The sequence below is a fragment of the Modestobacter altitudinis genome (genome assembly GCF_005930475.1).
Lineage (GTDB): Bacteria > Actinomycetota > Actinomycetes > Mycobacteriales > Geodermatophilaceae > Modestobacter > Modestobacter altitudinis.
In genome coordinates this window covers 1-23,018 of sequence record NZ_SJEW01000078.1, presented here as the reverse complement: position 1 = coordinate 23,018, position 23,018 = coordinate 1, and the positions used below count along the sequence as shown (strand labels likewise).

The following is a 23,018-nucleotide window of genomic DNA, read 5'->3' as shown; positions in this document are numbered from 1 at the left end:
CGCCCCACCCGTCGCGCCCGGCGCGGACCGGGCCCGGACACAGCTGTACCGCCGTCGACGGCCTTCCCCCAGGCCGACGACGGCGGTACAGGTACTGCGGTCGATCAGGCGGCGTTGAACCCGGCCCGGTCGACCTTGCGGTGGAAGCGCTCGCCGAGCTTGCCGCCCAGGACGGCGCCGATCAGCGTGACGACCAGGACGGCGACCAGGGCGACGATGCCGGCGGTGGTGGCCGTGCCCTCGTCGACCGGGATGCGCGGCAGGTTCAGCTGCGAGAGCACGTTGTACTCGGCGCCGGCCACGGCGGCGAGGACCGCGAGGGCGACGACGACCAGCAGGCCGATCAGCCACACGGCGACACCCTGACGGGCGCCGTCGAAGCGGGACATCCGCCCGGCGACGTAGCCGCCGGCCAGGTAGGCCAGGAACAGGACGACCAGCAGCGCGATCCCGCCGCCGATGCCGATGCCGCCGGCGTTCGAGGTGGCCTCGCCGGCCGAGGGCACGCCCTGGGTCAGCCCGATGGCGACGCCGGCGGCGGAGATGAGGGCGATCAGCAGGACGGCCAGGCCGTTGGCGGACAGCCAGCCGAAGAAGGCCGCGCCCCACTTGATCCCGCCGAAACGCTGGTGCTGCGCGTCGACGGCGTCACGGGCGGCGCCCTTGCTGGCGCGGGCGCCGTTGGCGGTGTTGTTGCGGAACTCGGTCTCCCGCGCGCTGGTCGCGCTCGAGGACTCCGGGGTCGAACTGGTGGCCATGGGGTCTCCAGGTGGATGAGCGACGCGGGATGGCGTGGCGGTGCGGGATGGGCCGTCGCGGCCGGTGGGCGAGCAGCCGCTCACCGGCCGCGACGAGTTCAGGGCATGCGCGAGCAGCCGGCCCCCGCCGAGACGGCGACCGGCTGGTCGTGCAGGGTGGAGGGGCCGGTCGCCCGGCCCCTCCGCGGAGATCAGCGGTTGCGGTTGATGTCCGTGACGCCGTCGGTGTCGGCCTCGATCTGCTCCTTGCGGACCGTGTCGGTGACCGTCTCCTGCTCGGTGACGGTGTCGACGTCCAGCCGGACGCGCTCGACCGGGACGGCCTCCTTGGCCACCACGGGGCGCTCGGCGTGCAGGACGACCTCGTGCTCCTCCTCGGAGATGGCCGGGCCGTCGAGGGCGTTGCCGACGTTGGCGTCGGTGATCGGCTCGCGCTCGATCCGGACCTCCTCGTGGGAGACCGGGACCGTGGTCGTCACGTTCTCGGTGACGACGTACTTGCGGAGGCGGGCGCGGCCGGCCTCGACCTGCTGCGTGCCGACGCGGAGCTGCTCCTCGGAGCGGGTCATCGCGTTGTCGGTCGTCGGGCCGGAGGTGTCGTGGCCGACGGTGCCGTGGCGGTTGGTGTCGGTGTCGGTGTCGGTGTACCCGGCCGTCTGCGTGGTGTCGGTGTCGGTGTACCCGGCCGTCTGCGTGGTGTCGGTGTACCCGGCGGTGCCGGTGCCGACGCCGTAGTAGCGGTAGAGCTCCTCCTCCTCGGCGGGGGAGAGGTGGCCCTGGTCGGCGTCCACGCGCGGGGCGTCCTTGACCTTGGCCTTGTCGTACGGCACGCGCAGCGTGCCGTCGGCGACGGTGGCGTCGGCGAGGGGGACGAAGGTCTCCTTGTTGCCGAACAGGCCGGTGCTGACGGTGGCCCACTCGGGGCTGCCGGTCTGGTCGTCCAGGTAGACCTGGCCGACCTTGCCGAGCTTGTCGCCGTCGTTGTCCACGGCGTTGCTGCCGATGATGGCGGTGATGTCCTGCTGGGTGATCATGGGCTTTCCTCCAGGGGGGAACTGGGTGGTCGAGGGGTCTCCGCCGTGGTGCGCGGCGACCGCCGGACCCTCCTGTGCCCTCCCGTTTACTACGTAAACGGATCTTGGACGCGAATTGCTGGCAGCCCCGCGGCAAACACCGGGACCGCTGCCATCTCGCCCGGCTCGGACCCGCTCAGGCGAGGTCCTCGACCTCGCCGCCGGAGTTCCGGGCCTCGCGCAGCACCCCTTCCAGCCGGTCGAGCAGGTTCTCCAGGGCGTCCTCGAACTCCGCGGCCGACTTGTCCAGCGAGAGCAGCTGCTCGGTGCGCTGCAGGTTCGGGAACAGGGTCAGGTCGGTCTTGCGCTGGGCCTCGGGGTCGCCCTCCGGCTGGTCGAGCAGGCTCACCTGGGCGCCCAGCTGGGTGACCTCCAGCAGCAGGTGACCGAGCAGGAAGCTGGAGTACGCCCGGTAGGCGGCGATCGCGGCCTGGTCGGAGAAGCCGGCCTCGGTCAGCGTGCCGAGGAAGGACTCGACCAGCCGCAGGCTGCGCAGCGGCGGCCGGACCCAAGGAGCGGCCGGCGGGCGGCTGGCGATCAACGGGAAGACCGAAGGGTGCGCCAGCGCGATCCGGCGGATGCCGTGCGCCAGCCGCATCAGGTAGTCCTGCCAGCCGTTGTGCTCCTCGATGTAGAGGTCGTCGCCGTCATCTTTGACGAAGAGCGTCTCGACGACCCGCTCCACGACGCCGTCCAGCAGGTCCTCCCGACCCGGGACGTAGCGGTAGAGCGCCATCGCCTCCACTCCCAGGGAGGCGCCGAGCCGACGCATCGTGAGCGCGGCGAGGCCGTGCGCGTCGATGTAGTCGACGGCGCCGCGGAGGATCCGGTCGCGGTCCAGGCCCACCGGTCGGGTCATTCCGCCGGCGACCTCCGTGCCTTCCTTGACCGCCACCAGGTCGGGGTCCCGGTCGTCGTCGCTCGTTGCCGTCGGCACAGTTGCTCTCCTCGCGTCGGCTCCACTGTCCTCGCAGGCGCGGAACGGTGGCCAAGCCGCCTGACTGGTACCCCGTTCCGGGCCCGCACGCCTCAACGGGTGTGATGAGGAACACTGCTAGCAATCTGCTTGCAAGAGTTAGCACTGGGCTCTTCCGGGGCATGCTGGAGGAGTCAGGTCACACACCCCACCTCTTGGAGTCCCCATGACCGACAACACCAAGCTGATCAACCAGCTGCGCGCCCTCCTGCTGCTCACGCAGACCGAGGAGCAGGTGGCCCGCACCCGCATCGGGCAGGCCCGCACCGACGCCGTCCGTCGCGAGCTGACCCAGAACGCCGACAACGCCGCAGAGCGCACCGAGGCCATCACCGAGCAGCTGCGCGCCCTCGGCGGCGTCGCCGACGTCGTCACCCCGGCGCTCGGCCGGCTCGGCGCCCTGGTCAAGGCCGTCTTCGACCAGGCCGAGCCGATCGAGGAGGCCCTGCTGCAGGACCTCACCCTCGAGCACCAGCTGCTCGACCGGGCCACCTACCTCAAGGTGCTGGCGGAGGCCGCGAAGCAGACGAAGGCGCAGCACCTCGCCGAGCGCCTGATCACCGCGCACAAGGCCACCGTCGAGTGGCTGACCGTCGTCCTGGCCGAGGAGGCCCTGGGCGGCCCCGCGGCCCTGCAGGCCACCCCGTTCCAGCGGGTCGCCGGCGGCGCCACCCGGCTGGTCAACCTGCCGGTGCGCTTCGCCGCCGACAGCGTCAACCGCGCTGTCGACTCGGTGCAGCAGGTCGGCGAGGAGACCGGGGACAAGGTGAGCTCCGTTGCCGGCAAGGCCGCGCAGTTCACCGACGCCGTCCGCGAGACCCTCGTCGTCGGCCGCAGCGCGTCGCTGCGGCGCGCCGAGCGGATCGCCCGTCGGGAGGGCAACCGCTCCGCCGCCGACACCGCGAAGGCCGCCCGCGAGGAGCTCGGCGACGTCTCCGCCGACGAGCTGCCGATCAAGGGCTTCGACTCGCTGTCGACCAACGACGCGGCCAAGGCCGTCAAGGGCCTGACCAGCGCCCACGACGTCCGGGTGATCATCCGGTACGAGGAGACGCACAAGAACCGGTCCAGCGTGATCAGCGCTGCGCAGACCACCGTGGCCGGTCTGGCCAAGGACGCAGTCGGCATCTCCGACTGACACCTGCAGCACCCGAGGGGCCGGCGTCCGCACTGCGGACGTCGGCCCCTTGCGTCCCGTCCCGCAACGGCCACGCTGCGCTGTCGAGCACCGGCTCGGCGCGGAGACAGATGTCACGATGCGTTACATCGGAGACACATCCGGAGATACTGACTGTCATGAGCACTCTGCCCGAGGTGGCCACCACTCCTGAGGTGCTGGAGCGGGAGTTCTCCCTCCTCACGGCGGTGACCAGGCTGGACTTCCTCAGCCGACGCGACAACGTGGTCATCGACGAGCCCAACGACAGCACCGACGACGACGACCACTGGATGCGGATCAAGGACGTCACCACCACGCTGGACGTGGAGGAGGCGCTGGAACTGCTGACTCTCGGTGAGGTCGTCGCCCGCAAGGCCCACGAGCACCGGCAGCTCGGCATCCGCGCCGCACTCCGCGGCGGTGCCGACTGGCAGCAGATCGGCCGCGCGCTCGGCGTCTCGCCCCGGGCTGCGTGGGAACGGCACGTCAGCTGGCTCGACGAGCAGGCGCGGGCCCGCGCCGCCGGTGACCCCGACGCGCTGGACACCGAGTCGCTGACCGCCGCGCGCAGCCTCGCCGGCCGCCGTCCCTGAAAGGACCCACTTCTCTCCACCCCTCGCAAGCTCGGGGCGGTGCCCTGAAGGGGGCCTCGGGTCACGTCGTGTGCAGGACGGCGAAGGTGGCGACGGCGTGCACCAGGGTGCGGCCCTCCTGCTCGACGTCGGCCTCGCACATCGTGAGGTGCTCGCCCTGCTTGCTGACCCGGCCGACGACCTCGAGGTGGCCTGGCTTCCCGGCCCGCAGGTAGGTCACCGTCAGCTGGCTGGTCGCCGGGACGTCGTCCTCCCCGGTGAGGCTGCGCACCGCCTGGCCCATCGCGGTGTCGACCAGGGTGGCCAGCACGCCGCCGTGCACCGTGCCGGCCTCGTTGAGGTGGCTCTCGGTCGCGTCGAGCTCCAGCCGCGCCGTCCCGTCGTCCGCCGTCCGGCCGTACACGCCCAGGGTGTCCACGAAGCTCTCCGTCATCTACGGCCGCTACCCGGGTCGGCTGCTCGACACGCCTCGCGGGTCGGCGGGTGGTCTGATGGACCCCACTCGACGGCGAGGGGGCTGACATGCAGCAGGTGACGCTGGCCTACGGACGCGGAGGACTGTCCGTCGAGCTCCCGGACGACGCGGCGGTGATCACGCCCGCCCAGCACGCGGCGGCCCCCGACGTGCCGGCCGAGTTGCGCCGGGCGTTGCGCGAGCCGGTCTCCGGCCTTCCGCTGCGGGAGCGGGTGCGCCCCGGCCAGACGGTGGCCATCTCGGCCTGCGACGGCACCCGGGCCCAGCCGCGGGACCTGATGATCCCGGCCGTGCTCGAGGAGCTCGACGGCATCGTGCGGCTTGAGGACGTCGTCGTCCTGGTGGCCACCGGCACCCACCGGGCCAACACCGACGCCGAGCTGCGGGCGATGTTCGGCGACGAGGTCGTCGACACGGTGCGGATCGTCAACCACGACTCCCGGGCGGGCGACACGCACCGCTGGGTGGGCACCTTCGGCGACGGCGTGCCGGTCTGGCTGAACGAGCAGTGGGTGGACGCCGACGTCCGGCTCACCACCGGCTTCGTCGAGCCGCACTTCTTCGCCGGCTTCTCCGGCGGACCCAAGATGGTCGCCCCCGGTCTCGCCGCGCTGGACACCGTGCTGGTGCTGCACGACGCGCGGCGGATCGGCGACGAGCGCGCGACCTGGGGCGTCACCCAGGGCAACCCGGTGCACGACGACGTCCGGGCGATCGCCGCGGCCACCGACGTCACGTACTCCTTCGACGTCGTGCTCAACACCCGGCAGCAGGTCATCGCCGCGTTCGGCGGCGACGTGCTGGAGATGCACGCGACGGCGATCGAGCGGGCCCGCGAGGTGGCGATGGCGCCGGTGGACGCGCCGTTCGACGTCGTCGTCACCACCGGCTCGGGGTTCCCGCTGGACCAGAACCTCTACCAGTCGGTGAAGGGGATGTCCGCCGCCGCGCAGGTGACCCGGCCGGACGGGCTGATCGTCTGCGCCGCCGCGTGCGAGGACGGCTTCCCCGACCACGGCTCCTACCGCGAGGTGCTGACCTCGGCCGCGTCACCGGAGGCACTGCTGGAGCTGATCAGCGCTCGCGAGCAGACCGTGCCCGACCAGTGGCAGGTGCAGATCCAGGCGCGCATCCAGTCCGCGCACCGGGTGGTCATGCACACCGACCGCCTCACCGACGCCCAGCTCGCCGAGGCCCACCTGGAGCAGACCGCGGACATCGCGGCCACCGTCGCCGAGGCCGTGGCCAAGGCCGGCCCCGGCGCCCGGGTCTGCGTCCTCCCCGAGGGCCCGCAGACCATCCCCTACATCCGCAGCTGACCCCTCCCGAGCGCTTTCGCGCGCGAAATCTCCCGCGGTTTCGCGCGCGAGAGTACGGGCCGACCGCCTGCGGAGGGTGCGGTCTGCACGGTGTTGCCGGGCCGCCGCCGTCGCGAGGGTGGCGGCATGGACACCGTCGTGCACCTGACGGGTGTGAGCCGGCGCTACCGGACCGGCGCGGGGGAGGCCGTGCGGCGGGTGGCCGCCGGCGGCACCGCGCTGGACCCGGAGGTGGTGCGCCAGCTGTTCGCCGCATCGTCGGTGGACGCGGGCATCGCCCGGCTGACCCGCCCGGGAACGGGAGATCCTCGGCCGGCTCGCCGAGGGGCGGTCCAACCAGGCGATCGCCGAGGAGCTGGGCCTGTCGCTGCGCAGCGTGGAGGAGCACATCACGGCGGTCTTCACCAAGCTCGACCTGCCGGTGGACACCGCCGACCACCGGCGGGTCCTCGCCGTCCTCCGGTTCCTCGACGCCGACCGCACTTGATCGCGCGAAACCCCCCGCGGTTTCGCGCGTGGGAGTACCAGTGCTCGGGCGCGGGGTCGTTCAGCGGGCGGGCAGGAGGAGGGCCTGGTCGGGGTGGCACCAGGCCCAGTGCTCGCCGGGTTCGGCGGAGGCGAGCACCGGGTGACCGGTCGCGGTGGCGTGCGCGGTCGCGTGCCGGTGCGGCGAGGAGTCGCAGCAGCCGACGTGGTCGCAGGTCAGGCAGCGGCGCAGGTGCACCCACTGACCGCCGATCCGCAGGCAGTCCGGGCAGGCATCGGCCGGGCCGGAGGACGGCGGGGCGTCCGCAGCGTGCGGACAGGCCGCGCCGCCCTGCACCTGCCAGGAGCTCACCCCCGCTGCCGGTGCAGCGGCAGCCGCACGCAGAAGGTCGTCCCCTCCGGTCCGGTCGAGTAGCTGAGCGAGCCGCCGTGCCGCCGCTCGACGATCCGCTTGGCGTTCTCCAGGCCCAGCCCGCTGCCCTCGCCGGTGGCCTTGGTGGTGACGAAGGCGTCGAACAGCGTGGCCTGCACCTCCTCGGGCACACCCGGGCCGTCGTCGGTGATCTCGACGAAGACGGCCTCGTCGTCGGCCCGGGTGCGCAGGAGGAGCACGCCGCTGCCGCCCATGGCGTCCGCGGCGTTGTCGATCAGGTTGGTCCACACCTGGTTCAGCTCGGCCGGGTAGCCGGGGACGACGGGCAGCGCGGCGGCGTACTCCCGGCGCACCTCGATGCCGGCGAGCTTGCGGGCCAGCATCACCAGCGTGCTCTCCAGGCCCGGCTTGACGTCGAGGTCCTGGTGCTGGGCCTGGTCCATGTGCGAGTACTGCTTGACCGCCCCGACCAGCGAGGAGATCCGGGTGGCCGCCTCCTCGATCTCCGACATCAGCGTCTCGGTCTCCAGCGTGTAGCGCAGCCAGCCGAACGCGGCGCTCCACTCCAGGCCGGAGTCGACCTGCTCGACGACGTCGTCGACCCACTGGGCGTCCATCCCGGCGGTGGCGAACACCGGGGCCAGGTCGTAGGCGTTCTCGACGCCGACCTCCTCCAGCCGCTCGGCGATCGCGTCCTCCAGGTCGCTCTCCTCCAGCGCGGTGAGGTCCGGCCGCGGCTTGGCCGCCCGCTCGACGGCGATCTCCTGGGTCCGGACCAGCCGGGCGACCAGGTCGGGGGAGAGGCCGCCGTCGGCGAGCAGACCCAGCTTGTGCCGCATCGCGCTCATCCGACCGCGCAGCTGCTCGGTGGCCCGGACCGCGGCGGCAGCCGGGTTGTTCAGCTCGTGCGCGAGGTTGGCCGACAGGTGCCCGAGCTGCACCAGGTGCTCGCGCTGGCGCATCGCCGACTCGGTGGCCCGCACGCCCTCGTACAGCCCGTCGAGCAGGTGCACCGCCATCGGGCACTGCTGCGTGACCAGGGTGGCGAAGTCCGGGGCGGACAGCCGCAGGAACCGGCTGGGCCGGGTGGTGCGCAGCGAGGTCTGGTACTCCTGCGGGTGGCCGGTCGCGTAGGCCCGGGTCGCGCCGGAGTAGGCGCCGCGGTAGGTCGTCTCGTTGATCAGCACGTCCTCGCCGTCGGCGTGCTTGGTCAGCCGCAACCCGCCGTCGAGCAGCACGTACAGCGCATCGGACAGCTCGCCCTGGGCGAAGACGACGGCGTCGCCGTCGAACACCCGGACCTCGGCGCGGTCGGCGATCCACTGCAGGTCCTCATCCCGCAGCGACTCGAACAGGAACAGCGTGCGCAGCTCGTCCAGACCGATCTGCGGGGTCGACGTGGTCATCCGATGGCCTCCAGGTAGCGGTGCACGAGCGTCACGGCCATGGCGCCCTCGCCGACGGCGGACGCGACGCGCTTGACCGACTCGGCCCGCACGTCGCCGGCGACGAAGACACCCGGCACCGAGCACTCCAGGTGGTAGGGCGCCCGGGACAGCGGCCAGTCCGTCGGTGGCCGGCCCTCGTCGTCCAGCAGGGCGGGGCCGGTCCGCAGGAAGCCGCGCTCGTCGCGGGCGAAGGCCTCGCCCAGCCAGGCCGTCGGCGGCTGGGCGCCGATGAAGACGAACAGCCGGGACGCCGGCACCGTGTGCGTCTGCCCGGTCGCGCCGTTGGCGAGCACCAGCCGCTCGACGTGGTCGGTGCCCTCGACGGCGACGACCTGGGTGCAGGTGACCACGTCGATCGCCGAGTTCGCCTCGATCCGACCGACCAGGTACTCGCTCATGCTGGCGCGGATGTCGGTGCCCCGGCAGAGCATCACCACCCGGCTGGCGAACTTGGCGAAGTGCAGCGCCGCCTGCCCGGCGGAGTTGGCCGCGCCGACGACGTAGACCTCCTCGCCGGAGCAGTCGGCCGCCTCGTGGGCGGCGGCGCCGTAGTAGACGCCGCGGCCGGCGAAGGTGTCCGCGCCCTCGGCGGGCAGCCGGGTCCAGGAGACGCCGGTGGCCAGGACGACGGCGTGCGCGGTGACCTGGCTGCCGTCGGCGAAGCTGAGCGCGCGGCCGTCGCCGTTGGGGGTGATCGCGGTGACCTCGCTGGCGGTGAGCACCTCGACGCCGAAGCGCACCGCCTGGTCGCGGGCGCGCTGGGCGAGCTCGGCGCCGGAGACGCCGTTGGGGAAGCCGAGGTAGTTCTCGATCCGGCTGCTCTGCCCGGCCTGCCCGCCGGTGGCGGTGCGCTCGACCAGCAGCGTGCGCAGCCCCTCGCTGGCCGCGTAGACCGCCGAGCCCAGCCCGGCCGGGCCCGCCCCGACCACCACGACGTCGTAGAACGGGCTGCCCGCGGTGGTGGCGAGCCCGCACTTCTGGGCGACCGCCTGCAGCGACGGGCGGCTGAGCACGGTGCCGTCGGGGAACACGGTGGCCGGCAGCGTGGCGTCGTCGGTGAGCTCGGCGGCCTTGCGGATGGCGGCGCCGTCCTCGCCCTGCAGGTGCCGGTAGGGCACCTGGTTGCGGGCCAGGAACTCCTTGAGCTCCTGGGTGTCCGCCGACCACTGGTGGCCGAGCACGGTGAGCCCGTCGAAGGGCGCGCGGGTGGTCCGCGACCAGGCAAGCAGCAGCTCGTCGAGCTCCGGGTAGAGCTTCTCCTCCGGCGGGTCCCAGGGCTTGAGCAGGTAGCGGTCGAGGTCGACGTCGTTGATCGCCCGGATCGCGGCGTCGGTGTCGGCGTAGGCGGTGAGCAGCACCCGCTTGGCGGTGGGCGCGAGGTCCATCGCCTGCTCCAGGAACTCGACGCCGGTCATCCCGGGCATCCGGTGGTCGGCGAGCAGCAGGGCGGTGGTCTCGCCGCGGGCGGTCAGCTCGCGGAGCGCGGCGAGCGCGTCCTCGCCGCTCTCGGCCCGCACCACCCGGTAGCGGTCGCCGTAGTGGCGGCGGAGGTCGCGGGCGACGGCGCGGCTGACCGCGCGGTCATCATCGACGGTGAGCAGGACGGGTCGAGCAGGCACAGCACCTCCGGATCGGTGCCGACGAGGGGTGCCGCCCGGGCGGGCGCGCCCCCGTTGGCACCTCTCATCCAACCCGGTGCAGGTGGACATCGGTAGTCCCCGAGGCGTCCGCCGAGGGCGAAGAGCCCGGCGCTGCGGCGGGCGACTGTGCAGTTGCGGCCGCCGGCCGCGGCGTGTCCGCCCGTGTCGGCGACCGCAACTGCCCACTCGAGGCGGAGGACGGGGCGGAGGCCGGTTCTCAGGGAACTGTCAGGGGGGAGTGCCACGCTCGGGACCGCCCCACCCCCTGACCCCGGGTGCGGCATCCGGTCGCCCGCCGGCCCCCGCCCCCGGGGGTCAGCGGTCGTCCCGCACGACCCGCCCGCGGGAGACGACCAGCGCCAGCGCCCGCTCCGGGGCGGCGAGCACCCGGACGTCGGCGCCGGGGTCCGCGCGGCACAGCAGCAGGTCGGCCGCCGCGCCGGGGGCGAGCACGCCGAGCCGGCCGGGCCGACCGAGCAGCTCGGCTCCGGTGAGCGTCGCGCTCTCCAGCACCTCCCAGCTGCCCTGCACCGCCGCACGCAGGGCGAACTCCCGGTTCTGCTGATCGGCCATCGGGCCGAGCAGGTCGGTGCCCAGCGCGATCGCGACGCCCGCCGCCGCGGCCGCCCGCACCGCGTCGGCACCGCGGTCCACCACCTCGGCCAGCTTGCCCAGCCGGTCGGCCGGCAGGCCGAACTCCTCGCCCCGCTCGGCGAGCACCGCGTAGGCGCTCAGCGTCGGCACCAGGAAGGTGCCTGCGGCGGCCATCAGCTCCGCGTCGGCCGGCCCGATCAGGTTGCCGTGCTCGATCGTGCGCACGCCGAGCGCGACCGCCCGGGACACCGCGGCACCGGTGTAGGCGTGCCCGGCGCAGTAGACGCCGAGCCGGTCGGCCTCCTCCACCGCGGCGGTGACCTCCGCGTCGGAGAACTGCACGCCGTCCAGCCGGTCGGTGGGGCTGGTGATCCCGCCGGAGAGCATCAGCTTGACGAAGGTCGCCCCGCGGCGGACCTGTTCGCGCACGGCCAGCCGGACGGCGTCGGGGCCGTCGACGACCCGGCCGATGCCCGGGACGTCGGGGTGCGGGTCCCACAGCTCCCGGCCGCGCGGGCGCAGGTCGGCGTGCCCGCCGGTCTGCGACAGCGCCTTGCCGCAGGTGGCCAGCCGCGGGCCGGGGAGCACACACTCGTCCAGCGCCCGGGTCAGCCCGGCGTCCGCGCCGCCGGCGTCGCGCACGGTCGTGAAGCCGCGGCGCACCGTCTCGCCGAGGGTGCGCACCGCGTGCGCGGCGACGTAGCTGGCCGGGTGCCCGGAGTCGGCCCACTCGTCGGCCGACAGCGACGTCACGTGCACGTGGCAGTCGATCAGCCCGGGCAGGGCGAACAGCCCGCGGCCGTCGACGTCCCCAGCGGCCGGCGGGCTCCCGTCGTCCGGCCCGACGGCGGTGATCCGGTCGCCGTCCCACTCGACCACCTGGTCCGGGACGGTGGCGCGGCGGGCGACGTCGACGACGGACACCGAACGGATGCGCACGGCCGTCAGCCCCTGGCCAGGCCGAGCAGCAGACCGCCGTCGGGTGCTGCCGTCACCCGGTGCAGCGTGGTCAGAGTCGGTGTCCGGTTGCCCACGGCGAGATCGTCACACGGGAATGAGTCGTCCACCTGCGGCAGCGGCGGGAGGACGGCCTGCCGGTGCAACGAAACGCCCCGGTCCCCCACCCGGACGGGGGAGGACCTCGCGCCGCTGGGCATGCTGTGGTCCGCCTCGTTGCGACCTCGGCGTCCGCACGAGGAAGACCTGGCCCCACAGCATGCTGCGTGACCTGGACGGACCGTCTCCACTCGCCGCGCGCCGCCACCTGTCTCGCCTGACCGCCCCCTCCGACCGACCCACAGGAGCACCCCTCATGCGCGCTGCCGTTCACCAGGCTGCCGGGACCATCACCGTCGAGGACGTGCCCGACGCCGCCCTCGTCGAGCCGACCGACGCCGTCGTCCGGGTCCTCCGCTCCTGCATCTGCGGATCGGACCTGTGGTCCTACCGCGGGATCATCGACCGGGCCGCCGGCTCCCGCACCGGTCACGAGTTCATCGGCGTGGTCACCGACGTCGGCGCCGAGGTCACCACGGTGCGCCCCGGCGACCTCGTCGTCGCCCCGTTCGCCTGGTCGGACAACACCTGCCCGGCCTGCCAGGACGGGGTGCAGACCCGCTGCGACAACGGCGGCGGCTTCGGCGCCCCCGGGTCCGACGGCGGGCAGGGCGAGGCGGTCCGGGTGCCGCAGGCCGACGGCACGCTGGTCGCCGTCCCGGGCGGTCCGGACGGCGTCGACGACGCGCTGCTGCCGGCGCTGCTGACGCTGTCGGACGTGATGGCCACCGGGCTGCACGGCGCGGTGCTGGCCGGGGTCGAACAGGGCTCGACCGTCGCGGTGATCGGCGACGGCGCGGTCGGGTTGTGCGCGGTGCTCGGGGCCCGCGCGGTGCTGGGCGCCGAGCGGGTCGTGCTGATGAGCCGGCACGAGGACCGGGCGGCGCTGGGCCGCACCTTCGGCGCCACCGACGTCATCGCCGAGCGCGGCGAGGAGGGCATCGCCGCCGTCCGCGAGCTGACCGGCGGGCGCGGGGTCCGGCACGTGGTCGAGGCGGTGGGGACCCCGCAGTCCTGGGAGATGGCGCTGGGCATGGCCCGGGTCGGCGGCAGCGTCGGCGCGGTCGGGGTGCCGCACACCTCGCCGGAGATCCCGCTGTTCCCGATCGTGCGCAACCACCTGTCGGTCAGCGCCGGGATCGCCCCGGTGCGCAAGTACCTGCCCGACCTCATCCAGCGCGTGCTGGACGGCCGGCTCGACCCGGGTGCGGTGTTCGACCTGACCCTGCCGCTGGCGCAGGTCGGCGAGGGCTACGCCGCCATGGACGAGCGGCGCTCGATCAAGACGATGCTGGCCGGCTGAGGTGCGCCCGCCGCGGATCGCCGAGGTGCTCGCCGCACCGGTCCGCGGCGGCCTCCCCGACGAGGAGACCGCGCGGGTGCTGGGCGGCAACGTGCTCCGGGCGCTGCGGACGACCTGGGTCTGACCCGCATCGGAGTTCGGCAGGGGCCCGGGACGGGTAGGCGTGCCTCCATGACCGGAAACGTGACCGAGCCCCAGACCAAGCCCCTCGCCCTGGTGACGGGTGCCTCCAGCGGCATCGGCCTCGAGCTCGCCAAGCAGTTCGCCGAGCACGGCTTCGACGTCGTGGTCAACGCCGAGGACGCCGGCATCGAGAAGGCCGCGATGCTCGTCCAGGCCTCCGGCGCGCACGTGATCCCCGTGCAGGCCGACCTCCGCACCCCGGAGGGCATCGAGCAGCTGTGGACCCGGGTGCAGGCGATCGGCCGGCCGCTGGACGCCGCCGCGCTCAACGCCGGGGTCGGCGTGGGCGGCGCGTTCGTCGACACCGACTGGGCCCGCGACCTGGAGATCATGCAGCTCAACGTGGTCTCCACGACCGCACTGCTGAAGCTCGTCCTGGTCGAGATGACCGCCCGCAACGAGGGGCGCGTGCTGGTGACCTCCTCGATCGCCTCGACGATGCCCGGGTCCTACCAGTCGATCTACAACGCCTCGAAGTCCTTCGTGCAGTCGCTCACCGAGGCGGTCCAGGACGAGCTCAAGGACTCCGCCGTCACCGTCACGTCGCTGATGCCGGGCCCGACGGACACCAACTTCTTCGCCCGCGCGCAGATGCTGGCCACCGGCATGGGCAAGGGCCCCAAGGACAGCCCGGCCGAGGTCGCCGAGCAGGGCTTCGCCGCGCTGATGGCGGGGGAGAAGAAGGTCGTCGCCGCCTCGGTGGCGGTCAAGGCCCAGGAGGCGCTGAACAAGGTGCTGCCGGACTCGGTCAAGGCCCTGGGCAACCGGGTGATGGCCAAGCCGCGCGACTGACGGTGACGGCGGCGTCCCCCGACAGGGGGACGTCCCGCGCCGACTGTGCCTCAGCGGTGCGGCTGCTGAGCGGGAATGGGTGAAGATCTGCTGGTCAGACCGTCACGAGACCAGGAGATCGATGTGAGCACCCCCGGTGCCGGTGGCCCGCAGCCGCCGGAGCAGGACCCCAGCGAGGCGGGTCGGTCCGCGGGTTGGGGGCAGCAGCCGTCCGCGGACTCCCCGGCCGGCTGGGGTCAGCAGCCGCCGACCGGGGCGTCCACGCCCGGCCAGCAGCCATGGGGGCCGCCCCAGCCGGGTCAGCTCCAGCCCGGTCAGCCGCAGCAGTTCGGCCAGCCGCAGGCGTTCGGTCAGCCCGGTGGCGCGCAGGCCTTCGGTGAGCCGCCGAAGAGGTCGAGCAAGCTGCTGCCGATCCTCGGGGGCGTCGTCGCGCTGGTCGTCGCCCTCGGCCTGCTGTTCAGCTTCCTCGGCGCCGGTGACCCCGAGGTCGGCGACTGCGTGAAGCCCGACGGGAGCAGCTTCGAGACGGTCGCCTGCGACGACGACGAGGCGCAGGCGAAGATCGTCGGCACCGACACCGAGATGACCGGCGACGCCTTCGACGCCGCGGACGTCAACGACCTCTGCACCGAGGTGCCCAGCGCCACGGCCGTGCTGTGGTGGGGGACCTCCAACGACGAGGACGGCAAGGTGTACTGCGCCGAGTCGCTCTGATCCACCTCGCCCGTCCGACGCCCCTCCCGGTCGCACCGGGAGGGGCGTCGTCGTCCCTGCGGCCGGTCCTCACCGCCAGCGGTCGGCCGGGCTGCGCCGCCGGCCGGGGCGGTGGCAGAGTTGAGCCATGGACGACGTCGTCATCTGCTCACCGCTCCGCACCCCCGTCGGCCGTTTCGGTGGTGTGTTCGCCGGGTTGTCGGCCAACGAGCTCGCCGCCACCGCGCTGCGCGGGCTGGCCGAGCGCACCGGCCTCGGTGAGGGGGAGGTCGACGACGTCATCCTCGGCAACTGCAGCCCGAGCGGCGAGAACCCGGCGATCGGCCGGATCGCCGCGCTCGACGCCGGGCTGGGTGTGCAGGTGCCGGGGCTGCAGATCGACCGGCGCTGCGGCTCCGGGCTGCAGGCCGTCGTCTACGCCGCCATGCAGGTCGGCGCGGGCGCCGGGAAGGTCGTCGTCGCAGGTGGCGTGGAGTCGATGAGCAACGTCGAGCACTACGCGCTGGGCCTGCGGACCGGCGCCAAGGGCGACGGCGTCATGCTGCACGACCGGCTGGCCCGTGCCCGGGAGACCGCCGGGGGTCTCCACCACCCGGTGCCCGGCGGGATGCTCGAGACGGCGGAGAACGTGCGCCGCGACTACGGGGTCGACCGGCTGGAGCAGGACGCCTGGGCGCTCCGCTCGCAGCAGGCCGCCGGCGCCGCGATCCGCGAGGGCCGCTTCGCCGAGGAGATCATCGGCGTCGAGGTGCCGGCCACCCGCAAGACGCCGGCCCGGCTGGTCACCGAGGACGAGCACCCGCGCCCGGACACCACCATGGAGGACCTGTCCAAGCTGCGCCCGGTGATGGGCCGGGTCGACCCCGAGGCCACGGTGACCGCCGGCAACGCGTCCGGGCAGAACGACGGCGCCGCGGTCTGCATCGTGACCACCCGCCAGGAGGCCGAACGCCGTGGCTGGGAGCCGATGGTGCGGTTGGTCGGCTGGTCGGTCGCCGGGGTGCCGCCGGAGACCATGGGCATCGGGCCGGTGCCGGCCACCGCCGCCGTCCTGGAGCGGACCGGCCTCAAGCTCTCCGACATGGACCTCATCGAGCTCAACGAGGCCTTCGCCAGCCAGGTCCTGGCCTGCCTCAGCGAGTGGGGCCTGAGTTCCGGTGACCGTGACCGGGTCAACGTCAACGGGTCCGGCATCTCCCTGGGCCACCCCGTCGGCGCGACCGGCGCCCGCATCCTGGCCACGCTGGCCCACGAGATGCGCCGCCGTGAGGCCCGCTACGGGCTGGAGACCATGTGCATCGGTGGCGGCCAGGGCCTCGCCGCGGTGTTCGAGCGCGTCGTCTGACGGGCCCGCGGTGAGTGCGACCGCGCGTGCGGCCGCCGGTACGGCGGCCGGGCTCGCGCTCGCCTCGGCCGCGGTCACCGCCTGGTGGACGGCGGGCGGCACGGCGCTGCTGGACACCGTCGGCGGCGCCTTCGAGTCGCTCGCCGAGGACCGCTCGGCGCCGGCCGTGCTGCTCGGGCTCGGTGTCGTCGCCGCCAAGCTGGTGGCCGCCGTCCTGGCCCTGGCGCTGCTCCGCCGGACCCCGCGCGGGGTCCGGTTGCTGGCGCTGCTCGCCGGGCTGCTGCTCACGCTGTGGGGGGCGGCCAACGTGATCCTCGGCGGAGCCGTGCTCACCGGGCTGCTGGACCTCGGGCCGGTCGCCGACGAGCGGGCGCTGCGCTGGCACGTGTTCTGCTGGGACGCCTGGTTCCTGGTCTGGGGCGTCGCCCTGCTGGTCGCGGTCCGGCTGACCTCCTCCCGGTCCGGTCAGTGGGGTGGCGCGGTGGTGCCCCGCTCCAGCAGCACCGGCTCCACGAGCTCCGCCCGGCGCCCGGGGTAGCCGCCCCCACCGGTCAGCTGGTCCAGCAGCATCGCCGCCGTGCGCCGGGCCTGGTGGGCGGCACGGATGTCCACGGCGGTCAGCGGAGGGCACCACCAGCTGTAGAAGGGCTCGTCCTCGGTGCAGACGACCGAGAGCTGGTCCGGCACCCGCCGGCTGTCGGCGCCGAGCGCGGGCAGCGCCCCGAAGGTGGCCTCGTGGTTGCCGAGCAGCAGCGCGGTCGGGGGCTCGGCGAGGCCCAGCAGGGTCGTCGCCGCGGCCCGGCCGAACCCGGGGGTGAACGGTCCGCGCTGCACCAGTTCGTCGACGACCGGCAGGCCGGCGTCGGCCATCGCGGTCCGGAAGCCGGCGTGGTGCAGCCGGCCGGAGGTCACGTCCGGCGGGCCGCCGATCGTCGCGATGCGGGTGTGCCCCAGGCCGATCAGGTGCTCGGTGGCCAGCCGGGCCGCCTGCTCGTAGTCCGCTCGCACCGACGGGGCCAGCGACCCGGGCACCTCGCGGTTCATGGTGACCACGGCCCGGCCGTCCTGGACGAGGTTGTTCACCAGGTCACCGTTCGCGCCCGACCCGGCGACGACCACGCCGTCGAAGTGGTGGGCCCGGACGGTCTCCAGGAACGCCGCCTCCCGGTCGGGGCAGCCGTTGGTGGTGGACACCAGCACCTGGTAGCCGTGCTGGGCGGCCCAGTCCTGCAGCGTCTCGGCGATGGTGTGGAAGGTCGCCGTCCGCAGGTTGTTGACGACCAGGCCCAGCAGGCCGGTGCGCCGGGTGCGCAGCGCGCTGGCCATCCGGTTGGGCTGGTAGCTCAGGGCGCTCGCGGCGGCCTCCACCCGGGCCCGGGTGGAGGGGAGCACGCTGGGATGGCCGGAGAGAGCGCGGCTGGCCGTGCTGGTGCTGACCCCGGCCGCAGCCGCAACCGAGTTGAGCGTCGCGGTCACGACTCGATGTCTACCTGTGCGCACGGCAGGTCTCGAGCACGCCCCGGTCATCGCGTCCGGGCGTAGGTGTGCTGCACCACAGGTCGTACCGCCTGATGTGTCTTTCGGTGTAGTGCCGGACGTGCCCGTGCTCCTGGTCCAGTACGTGCCCCGCCGGGCGCACCCGCCCGGCCCGGGGAGCTCGTCCGCCGTACCGTGGGTGCCAGACGGGGCAGCACCCCCGTCCGGTTGCCGCGGCCCTGCTGTGGTTGTGTGATGGCCCCCACAGCCGTGGTCCGGGTGTGGGGACGGCTCGACGCCCAGTGTGTCGACACGAGGAGGCACTCATGTGGGAGACAGTTCGCCATCCCGGTCCGGTCCGGTCCGTCCTCGGAGCCGGGGCGTGAGCGCCGCACCGCAGTCCCGGGAGCGCGCTGCCCAGGCCGTGCCCGCGTCGTCGTCGGCCACCGGCGGCGACCCGGACGGCGAGTCGGAGCGGGTCGCGGAGGCGGCCACCGGGCTGGACATGATCCTCACCGACGCCGCCCTCGGGCCGTTGCGCCGGCTGCTGCCGCCGCTGTCGAGCAGCCTGCGGTTCACCGCCGGCCTGGCGCGGCACCCGCGCGCGGTGGGGGGTCACGCCGGTCATCTGGTCGGGGAGTTGGGCCGTATCGGCCTCGGTCGCTCCGAGGTGGCGCCCGGCCCCAAGGACAAGCGGTACGCCGACCCCGCGTGGTCGGGCAACGGCCTGCTGAAGCGGGCGATGCAGGCGCACCTGGTGGCGGCCGAGACGGCGACCAAGCTGGTGGACGACGCGCAGCTGCCGTGGGCCCACGACGAACGGGTCCGCTTCTCGGTGACCAACATCGTCGAGGCGCTGGCACCCAGCAACAACCCGGTGCTGAACCCCTCGGCGTTGAAGGCCGTCATCGACACCGGCGGCAGGAGCGCGGTGTCCGGCACCCGTCGACTGGTCCGCGACCTGTCCTCGGCGCCACGGATCCCCTCGATGGTGGAGCCGGATGCCTTCGAGGTGGGCAAGGACCTCGCTCGGACGCCGGGCGTCGTCGTGCTGCGCACCCCGGTGTTCGAGCTGATCCAGTACCAGCCGACCACCCCGACGGTGCACGCCGTGCCGCTGGTCATGGTGCCGCCGACGATCAACAAGTTCTACATCGCCGACCTCGCGCAGGGGCGCAGCATCGTCGAGCACATGGTCGCCGGGGGCCAGCAGGTCTTCATGATGTCCTGGCGCAACCCCGACGCCCGGCACGCCGAGTGGGGCCTGGACACCTACGGGCAGGCGGTCCTCGACGCGATGGCCGCCGCCGAGCGGATCACCGGCGCGGAGCAGACCAACCTGATGTCCTTCTGCTCCGGCGGGATCATCACGGCGATGGTGCTGGGCCACCTCGCCGCGATCGGCGAGCAGGACCGGGTCTCCTCCGTCTGCTATGCCGTGACCGTGCTCGACCAGGCCCGCGGCGGGACGGCGGGGGCCTTCCTCGACGAGAAGGCCGCTGCGGCAGCGACCCGTGCGTCGGCGAAGAAGGGTTACCTGGACGGCGCGACGCTGGCGGAGGTCTTCGCCTGGCTGCGCCCGAACGACCTGATCTGGAACTACTGGGTCAACAACTACCTGCAGGGCAAGCCCCCGCCGGCGTTCGACATCCTCTACTGGAACGCCGACACCACCCGGATGGCCGCGGCGTTGCACCGCGGGTTCCTGGACATGTCGGTCAACAACTCCCTCACCGAGCCGGGTGCGGCCATGATGCTCGGGACGCCGGTGGACCTGTCCGCGGTCACCGTCGACTCCTACGTCGTCGCCGGGATCGCCGACCACATCTGCCCGTGGCAGTCCTGCTACGCGACCACCCAGCTGCTCGGTGGGGACACCCGCTTCGTCCTGTCGACCAGCGGGCACATCGCCTCGCTGGTGAACCCGCCGACCAACCCGAAGTCCACCTGGCGGACGGCGTCGCCCAACACCGCCGACGCCGACGAGTGGCTCGCCTCCGCGCACACCGAGAAGGGGTCGTGGTGGACCGACTACGCCGGCTGGGTGGGCGAGCGGGCCGGCGACGAGGTCGACGCACCGGCTGAGCTCGGTGCCGGGCAGCCGACCCTGGGCGCGGCCCCCGGCACCTACGTGTTCGACAAGTGAGCGCGTCGCCGCGCTGGCGCCCGGACCCCGAACTGCGGACGGTCACCGTCTCGGGCCGGACGCTGCGCGTCTCGGTCCGTCCCGGCGACGGCACCCTCCGCCCGCTGCTGCTGATGAACGGCATCGGCGCGAGCCTGGAGGTGCTGCAGCCCTTCGTCGACGCGCTCGACCCGAGGCGCGAGGTGATCCGCTTCGACGTCCCGGGCGTGGGCGGGTCCCCCAAGCCGGTGCTGCCATACACCATGGTCACCTTCGCCCCCGTCGTCGCCGCGCTGCTGCGCGAGCTGGGTCACCGGGAGGCGGTCGACGTGCTCGGCTTCTCCTGGGGCGGCGGGCTCGCGCAGCAGTTCGCCGTCCAGCACCGGCGGCACTGCCGGCGGCTGGTCCTGGCCGCGACGGGGACCGGCTCGCTGATGGTGCCGGCACATCCACGGGTGCTGTCGAAGATGCTGACCCCGCGGCGGCACCGCGATCCCGGGCACGCCCAGGCGATCGCGGGGGAAATCTACGGCGGGACGATGCGCCAGCACCCCGAGCGCGCCGCTCAGGTGCTCCACTCCGCGTCCCGGTTGGGCCCGCAGCGCGGCTACTACTACCAGCTGGCTGCGGGTGCCGGCTGGTCCAGCCTGCCGCTGCTGCCCCTGATCCACCAGCCGACGCTCGTCCTGGCCGGCGATGACGACCCGATCATCCCGGTGGCGAACCCACGCCTGATGGCGCGGCTCATCCCGAGGTCCGAGCTGCACCTGTACCGCGGCGGTCACCTCGCCCTGGTCACCGAGGCCCGCGAGCTGGCCCCGGTGGTCGACCGCTTCCTCAGCTGACGGCGGCCCGCGAGAACTGTCGGAGCCGGGTCGTACGGTCGGCGGGCCGGACCACGAGGGCCCGGTGCGGGGGGAGTGGCCGTGTACCTGTCCGACACCGCGCTGGTCGTCAGCGCCAGTGACCTGACCGGGTTCCTGGAGTGCGAGCACCTGACCCGGCTGTCGCTGGAGGTGGCCCGCGGCGAGCGGCCCAAGCCCACCGCCACCGACCCGATGACCGAGCTGGTGGCCCAGCACGGCATCGACCACGAGGCCCGGCACGTGCAGCGGCTGCGCGACCGCGGGCTGTCCGTCGTCGAGATCGTCCCGCCGCGCAGCAAGGACGCCGACGCGCTGCGCCGCGCCCAGGCCGACACGCTGGCCGCGATGCGCGCCGGGGTCGACGTCGTCTACCAGGCCACCTTCTTCGACGGCACCTGGCGCGGTCACGCGGACTTCCTGCTCCGCACCGAGCGGCCCAGCGACCTGGGGCCGTGGGCCTACGACGTCGCCGACACCAAGCTCGCCCGCCGGATCAAGGTCCCCGCCCTGCTGCAGATGGCCCTCTACGGCGACCTGCTCGCCGGGCTGCAGGGCGTGCCACCGGAGCTGCTCACCGTGGTCACCGGCGACCAGCAGGAGCTGGTGTTCCGGTTCTCCGACGCCGAGGCCTACGCCCGCACGGCCCGGGCCCGGTTCCTCGAGCGGCTGGCCGACGGTGAGCTGGCGGCGCCCTACCCGAACGCGCACTGCGGGGTCTGCCCGTGGCGGGAGACCTGCACCGACCGCTGGCGGGAGGAGGACTCGCTGTCACTGGTCGCCTCGATGCGCCGGGACCACGCCACCGCGCTGGTCGAGGCCGGCATCCCCACGCTGGCCGCATTGGGCACCCGGCGGCCCGAGGAGCTGCCCGACGCGATCGGCCGGACGTCGCGGGAGCGGCTCGCCCAGCAGGCCCGGCTCCAGCTGGCCGAGCGCGCAACGGGAGTGCCGTCCTACGAGTTCCTCCCGCGCGAGCACGGCCGGGGCTTCGAGCTGCTGCCCCCGCCCAGCGCCAGCGACCTGTTCTTCGACATCGAGGGCGACCCGTTCGCCGGCGACGCGGGGCTGGAGTACCTGTGGGGTGTCCTGGACACCGCCGGGCAGTTCACCGCGTTCTGGGGCTGCGACCCGGCGGCCGAGGACCAGTCGGTCGCGGAACGGGCCGCGTTCGAGCAGCTGGTCGACCACCTCTGCGCCGCCTACGCCGCCGACCCGACCATGCACGTCTTCCACTACGCGCCCTACGAGCCGACCCGGCTGAAGACCCTGTCCGCGCGGCTGCGGACCCGGGAGGCCGAGGTCGACCGGCTGCTCCGCGCCGACGTGCTCGTCGACCTGTACGCCGTGGTCCGCCAGGGGCTGCGGCTGAGCAAGGAGTCCTACTCGATCAAGCAGGTCGAGGACTACTACCGCGGCCACGTCCGGGCCCACGGCGCGGAGGTCTCCGACGCCGGGGAGAGCATCGTCGCCTTCGAGCGCTGGCTGGCCACCCGCGACCAGGGGCTGCTGGCCCAGATCGAGGCCTACAACCGCGACGACTGCGTCTCCACCCACCAGCTGCGCGACTGGCTGGAGGCCCGCCGCACCGAGCTGCTCGCCTCCGGTGCCCAGCTGCGCCGTCCCGAGGACGGCGACCCCGACGGATCGGCGGAGAACGCCTCGGCCCAGGCGCTGCGCGAGGGGCTGGAGGAGCGGCTCACCGCCGATCTGCCCGACACCGGCCGCACCGCGCCGCAGCAGGCCACCTGGCTGCTGGCCCAGCAGCTGGGGTGGCACGCCCGCGAGGCGCGGTCCGCCTGGTGGGAGTACTTCCGGCTGCGCGACCTGCCCGCCGACGAGCTGGAGCGGGAGACCGCCGCCCTCGGCCCGCTGGAGGCGCCGGAGCTGGTCGGTGCCGGCCAGGGCTCCCAGCACTGGCGCTACCGGTTCCCGCCGCAGGAGACCAAGGCGTCGGCCGGCAACCGCCTGGAGCACCTGCTGCCCACCGCCGACGGCCGCCGCCTGACCAGTTCCGTCGTCGACATCGACCCCACCGCGGGCTGGGTGGTGCTGGCCCGCAGAGCTGCGGCGGGCCTCGAGCACCCGACCGGACTGCTGCCCACGTCCCCGCCCAGCGACAAGGTCTTCCGCGCGGTGCTGCACGACCTCGGTGAGCAGGTGGCCGCCGCCGGCATCGACGGGCCGGGTCCGCTGCGCGCCGCCCGTGACCTGCTGCTCCGGCGTGCGCCGCGGCTGCCGGCCGGCATCCCCGTGCGGGCGGCGGG

22 protein-coding genes are annotated in these 23,018 nt (G+C 73.8%); 13 read left to right on the top strand and 9 right to left on the bottom strand.

The features are described 5' to 3' along the window. Positions 1-104 precede the first annotated feature (104 nt). The 3 genes from FHL79_RS21365 to FHL79_RS21355 all read right to left on the bottom strand — a co-directional run bounded on the left by FHL79_RS21365 (position 105) and on the right by FHL79_RS21355 (position 2,768). Entirely contained in the window at positions 105-758 is a 654-nt protein-coding gene (locus FHL79_RS21365; protein WP_138760576.1) for a hypothetical protein, read from the bottom strand. 191 nt (positions 759-949) lie between these two features. Further along, complete coding sequence (locus tag FHL79_RS21360; protein WP_138760575.1) at positions 950-1,792, bottom strand: DUF2382 domain-containing protein; 843 nt, start codon at positions 1,790-1,792, stop codon at positions 950-952. Between the two features lie 175 nt (positions 1,793-1,967). Continuing rightward, the gene (locus FHL79_RS21355; protein WP_138760574.1) at positions 1,968-2,768 is read right to left on the bottom strand and encodes a TetR/AcrR family transcriptional regulator C-terminal domain-containing protein; all 801 of its coding nucleotides are present in this window, start codon (positions 2,766-2,768) and stop codon (positions 1,968-1,970) included. A gap of 205 nt (positions 2,769-2,973) precedes the next feature. Here FHL79_RS21355 and FHL79_RS21350 point away from each other — a divergent pair, with 205 nt between their 5' ends. Both FHL79_RS21350 and FHL79_RS21345 read left to right on the top strand, forming a co-directional pair. Continuing rightward, positions 2,974-3,945: a ferritin-like domain-containing protein gene (locus FHL79_RS21350; protein WP_138760573.1), complete on the top strand. Its 972-nt coding sequence runs from the start codon at positions 2,974-2,976 to the stop codon at positions 3,943-3,945. Between the two features lie 158 nt (positions 3,946-4,103). Next, a complete protein-coding gene (locus FHL79_RS21345) occupies positions 4,104-4,559 on the top strand; it encodes a hypothetical protein (RefSeq protein ID WP_246081089.1) in 456 nt (151 codons plus the stop codon). A 61-nt stretch (positions 4,560-4,620) separates the two neighbouring features. Here FHL79_RS21345 and FHL79_RS21340 read toward each other — a convergent pair whose 3' ends face one another. Beyond that, complete coding sequence (locus tag FHL79_RS21340) at positions 4,621-4,992, bottom strand: PaaI family thioesterase (protein WP_138760572.1); 372 nt, start codon at positions 4,990-4,992, stop codon at positions 4,621-4,623. An 89-nt stretch (positions 4,993-5,081) separates the two neighbouring features. Here FHL79_RS21340 and larA point away from each other — a divergent pair, with 89 nt between their 5' ends. Together larA and FHL79_RS26655 are read left to right on the top strand one after the other, a co-directional pair. Next, positions 5,082-6,353 carry a nickel-dependent lactate racemase gene (gene larA / locus FHL79_RS21335; RefSeq protein WP_138760571.1) on the top strand — a complete coding sequence of 424 codons (1,272 nt, stop codon included), beginning with the start codon at positions 5,082-5,084 and terminating at the stop codon, positions 6,351-6,353. A gap of 304 nt (positions 6,354-6,657) precedes the next feature. Next, a complete protein-coding gene (locus tag FHL79_RS26655; protein WP_218938559.1) occupies positions 6,658-6,840 on the top strand; it encodes a LuxR C-terminal-related transcriptional regulator in 183 nt (60 codons plus the stop codon). Positions 6,841-6,900: 60 nt separating this feature from the next. On the opposite strand, the gene FHL79_RS21325 is transcribed toward FHL79_RS26655, so the two are convergent. The 4 genes from FHL79_RS21325 to FHL79_RS21310 all read right to left on the bottom strand — a co-directional run bounded on the left by FHL79_RS21325 (position 6,901) and on the right by FHL79_RS21310 (position 11,833). Then, complete coding sequence (locus FHL79_RS21325) at positions 6,901-7,191, bottom strand: UBP-type zinc finger domain-containing protein (RefSeq protein ID WP_246081087.1); 291 nt, start codon at positions 7,189-7,191, stop codon at positions 6,901-6,903. Then, positions 7,188-8,618: a sensor histidine kinase gene (locus FHL79_RS21320; protein ID WP_138760570.1), complete on the bottom strand. Its 1,431-nt coding sequence runs from the start codon at positions 8,616-8,618 to the stop codon at positions 7,188-7,190. Before FHL79_RS21320 ends, FHL79_RS21325 begins: the two co-directional genes overlap by 4 nt. Then, complete coding sequence (locus FHL79_RS21315; RefSeq protein WP_138760569.1) at positions 8,615-10,279, bottom strand: NAD(P)/FAD-dependent oxidoreductase; 1,665 nt, start codon at positions 10,277-10,279, stop codon at positions 8,615-8,617. The genes FHL79_RS21320 and FHL79_RS21315 overlap by 4 nt, the downstream gene beginning before the upstream one ends. A gap of 336 nt (positions 10,280-10,615) precedes the next feature. Next, a complete protein-coding gene (locus FHL79_RS21310) occupies positions 10,616-11,833 on the bottom strand; it encodes a metal-dependent hydrolase family protein (RefSeq protein ID WP_218938557.1) in 1,218 nt (405 codons plus the stop codon). Between the two features lie 373 nt (positions 11,834-12,206). On the opposite strand from FHL79_RS21310, the gene FHL79_RS21305 reads away from it, so the two are divergent. From FHL79_RS21305 to FHL79_RS21285, 6 genes are all read left to right on the top strand, one after another. Continuing rightward, positions 12,207-13,253, top strand: coding sequence for a zinc-binding dehydrogenase (locus tag FHL79_RS21305; protein WP_138760567.1), 1,047 nt, complete (start codon positions 12,207-12,209; stop codon positions 13,251-13,253). 1 nt (position 13,254) lies between these two features. Beyond that, positions 13,255-13,377 carry a hypothetical protein gene (locus tag FHL79_RS26250; RefSeq protein WP_281283890.1) on the top strand — a complete coding sequence of 41 codons (123 nt, stop codon included), beginning with the start codon at positions 13,255-13,257 and terminating at the stop codon, positions 13,375-13,377. 59 nt (positions 13,378-13,436) lie between these two features. Then, entirely contained in the window at positions 13,437-14,228 is a 792-nt protein-coding gene (locus FHL79_RS21300; RefSeq protein ID WP_246081085.1) for an SDR family NAD(P)-dependent oxidoreductase, read from the top strand. 123 nt (positions 14,229-14,351) lie between these two features. Further along, the gene (locus FHL79_RS25435; protein ID WP_179966109.1) at positions 14,352-14,942 is read left to right on the top strand and encodes a hypothetical protein; all 591 of its coding nucleotides are present in this window, start codon (positions 14,352-14,354) and stop codon (positions 14,940-14,942) included. A gap of 127 nt (positions 14,943-15,069) precedes the next feature. Beyond that, complete coding sequence (locus FHL79_RS21290) at positions 15,070-16,287, top strand: acetyl-CoA C-acetyltransferase (RefSeq protein ID WP_138760565.1); 1,218 nt, start codon at positions 15,070-15,072, stop codon at positions 16,285-16,287. Positions 16,288-16,297: 10 nt separating this feature from the next. After that, positions 16,298-16,825: a DUF3995 domain-containing protein gene (locus FHL79_RS21285; RefSeq protein WP_171058279.1), complete on the top strand. Its 528-nt coding sequence runs from the start codon at positions 16,298-16,300 to the stop codon at positions 16,823-16,825. On the opposite strand, the gene FHL79_RS21280 is transcribed toward FHL79_RS21285, so the two are convergent. Next, on the bottom strand, positions 16,753-17,763 hold the full coding sequence (locus tag FHL79_RS21280) for a LacI family DNA-binding transcriptional regulator (protein WP_171058278.1): 1,011 nt from the start codon (positions 17,761-17,763) through the stop codon (positions 16,753-16,755). The two genes, FHL79_RS21285 and FHL79_RS21280, sit on opposite strands and share 73 nt — an antisense overlap. A gap of 382 nt (positions 17,764-18,145) precedes the next feature. Between FHL79_RS21280 and FHL79_RS21275 the strand changes: the two genes are divergently transcribed. The 3 genes from FHL79_RS21275 to FHL79_RS21265 form a co-directional block, all read left to right on the top strand. After that, the gene (locus FHL79_RS21275) at positions 18,146-19,909 is read left to right on the top strand and encodes a PHA/PHB synthase family protein (protein ID WP_138760562.1); all 1,764 of its coding nucleotides are present in this window, start codon (positions 18,146-18,148) and stop codon (positions 19,907-19,909) included. Beyond that, on the top strand, positions 19,906-20,733 hold the full coding sequence (phaZ, locus tag FHL79_RS21270; RefSeq protein ID WP_138760561.1) for a poly(3-hydroxyalkanoate) depolymerase: 828 nt from the start codon (positions 19,906-19,908) through the stop codon (positions 20,731-20,733). Before FHL79_RS21275 ends, phaZ begins: the two co-directional genes overlap by 4 nt. Positions 20,734-20,814: 81 nt before the next feature. Further along, on the top strand, positions 20,815-23,018 hold a 2,204-nt coding region (locus FHL79_RS21265), incomplete at its 3' end, for a TM0106 family RecB-like putative nuclease (protein WP_171058277.1).

Coding starts and splice junctions, on each gene's coding strand:
- FHL79_RS21305 (WP_138760567.1), top strand. CDS start 12,207: ATGCGCGCTGCCGTTCACCAGGCTGCCGGGACCATCACCGTCGAGGAC.
- FHL79_RS21340 (WP_138760572.1), bottom strand. CDS start 4,992: ATGACGGAGAGCTTCGTGGACACCCTGGGCGTGTACGGCCGGACGGCG.
- FHL79_RS21365 (WP_138760576.1), bottom strand. CDS start 758: ATGGCCACCAGTTCGACCCCGGAGTCCTCGAGCGCGACCAGCGCGCGG.
- FHL79_RS21350 (WP_138760573.1), top strand. CDS start 2,974: ATGACCGACAACACCAAGCTGATCAACCAGCTGCGCGCCCTCCTGCTG.
- FHL79_RS21360 (WP_138760575.1), bottom strand. CDS start 1,792: ATGATCACCCAGCAGGACATCACCGCCATCATCGGCAGCAACGCCGTG.
- FHL79_RS21345 (WP_246081089.1), top strand. CDS start 4,104: ATGAGCACTCTGCCCGAGGTGGCCACCACTCCTGAGGTGCTGGAGCGG.
- larA (WP_138760571.1), top strand. CDS start 5,082: ATGCAGCAGGTGACGCTGGCCTACGGACGCGGAGGACTGTCCGTCGAG.
- FHL79_RS21290 (WP_138760565.1), top strand. CDS start 15,070: ATGGACGACGTCGTCATCTGCTCACCGCTCCGCACCCCCGTCGGCCGT.
- FHL79_RS21320 (WP_138760570.1), bottom strand. CDS start 8,618: ATGACCACGTCGACCCCGCAGATCGGTCTGGACGAGCTGCGCACGCTG.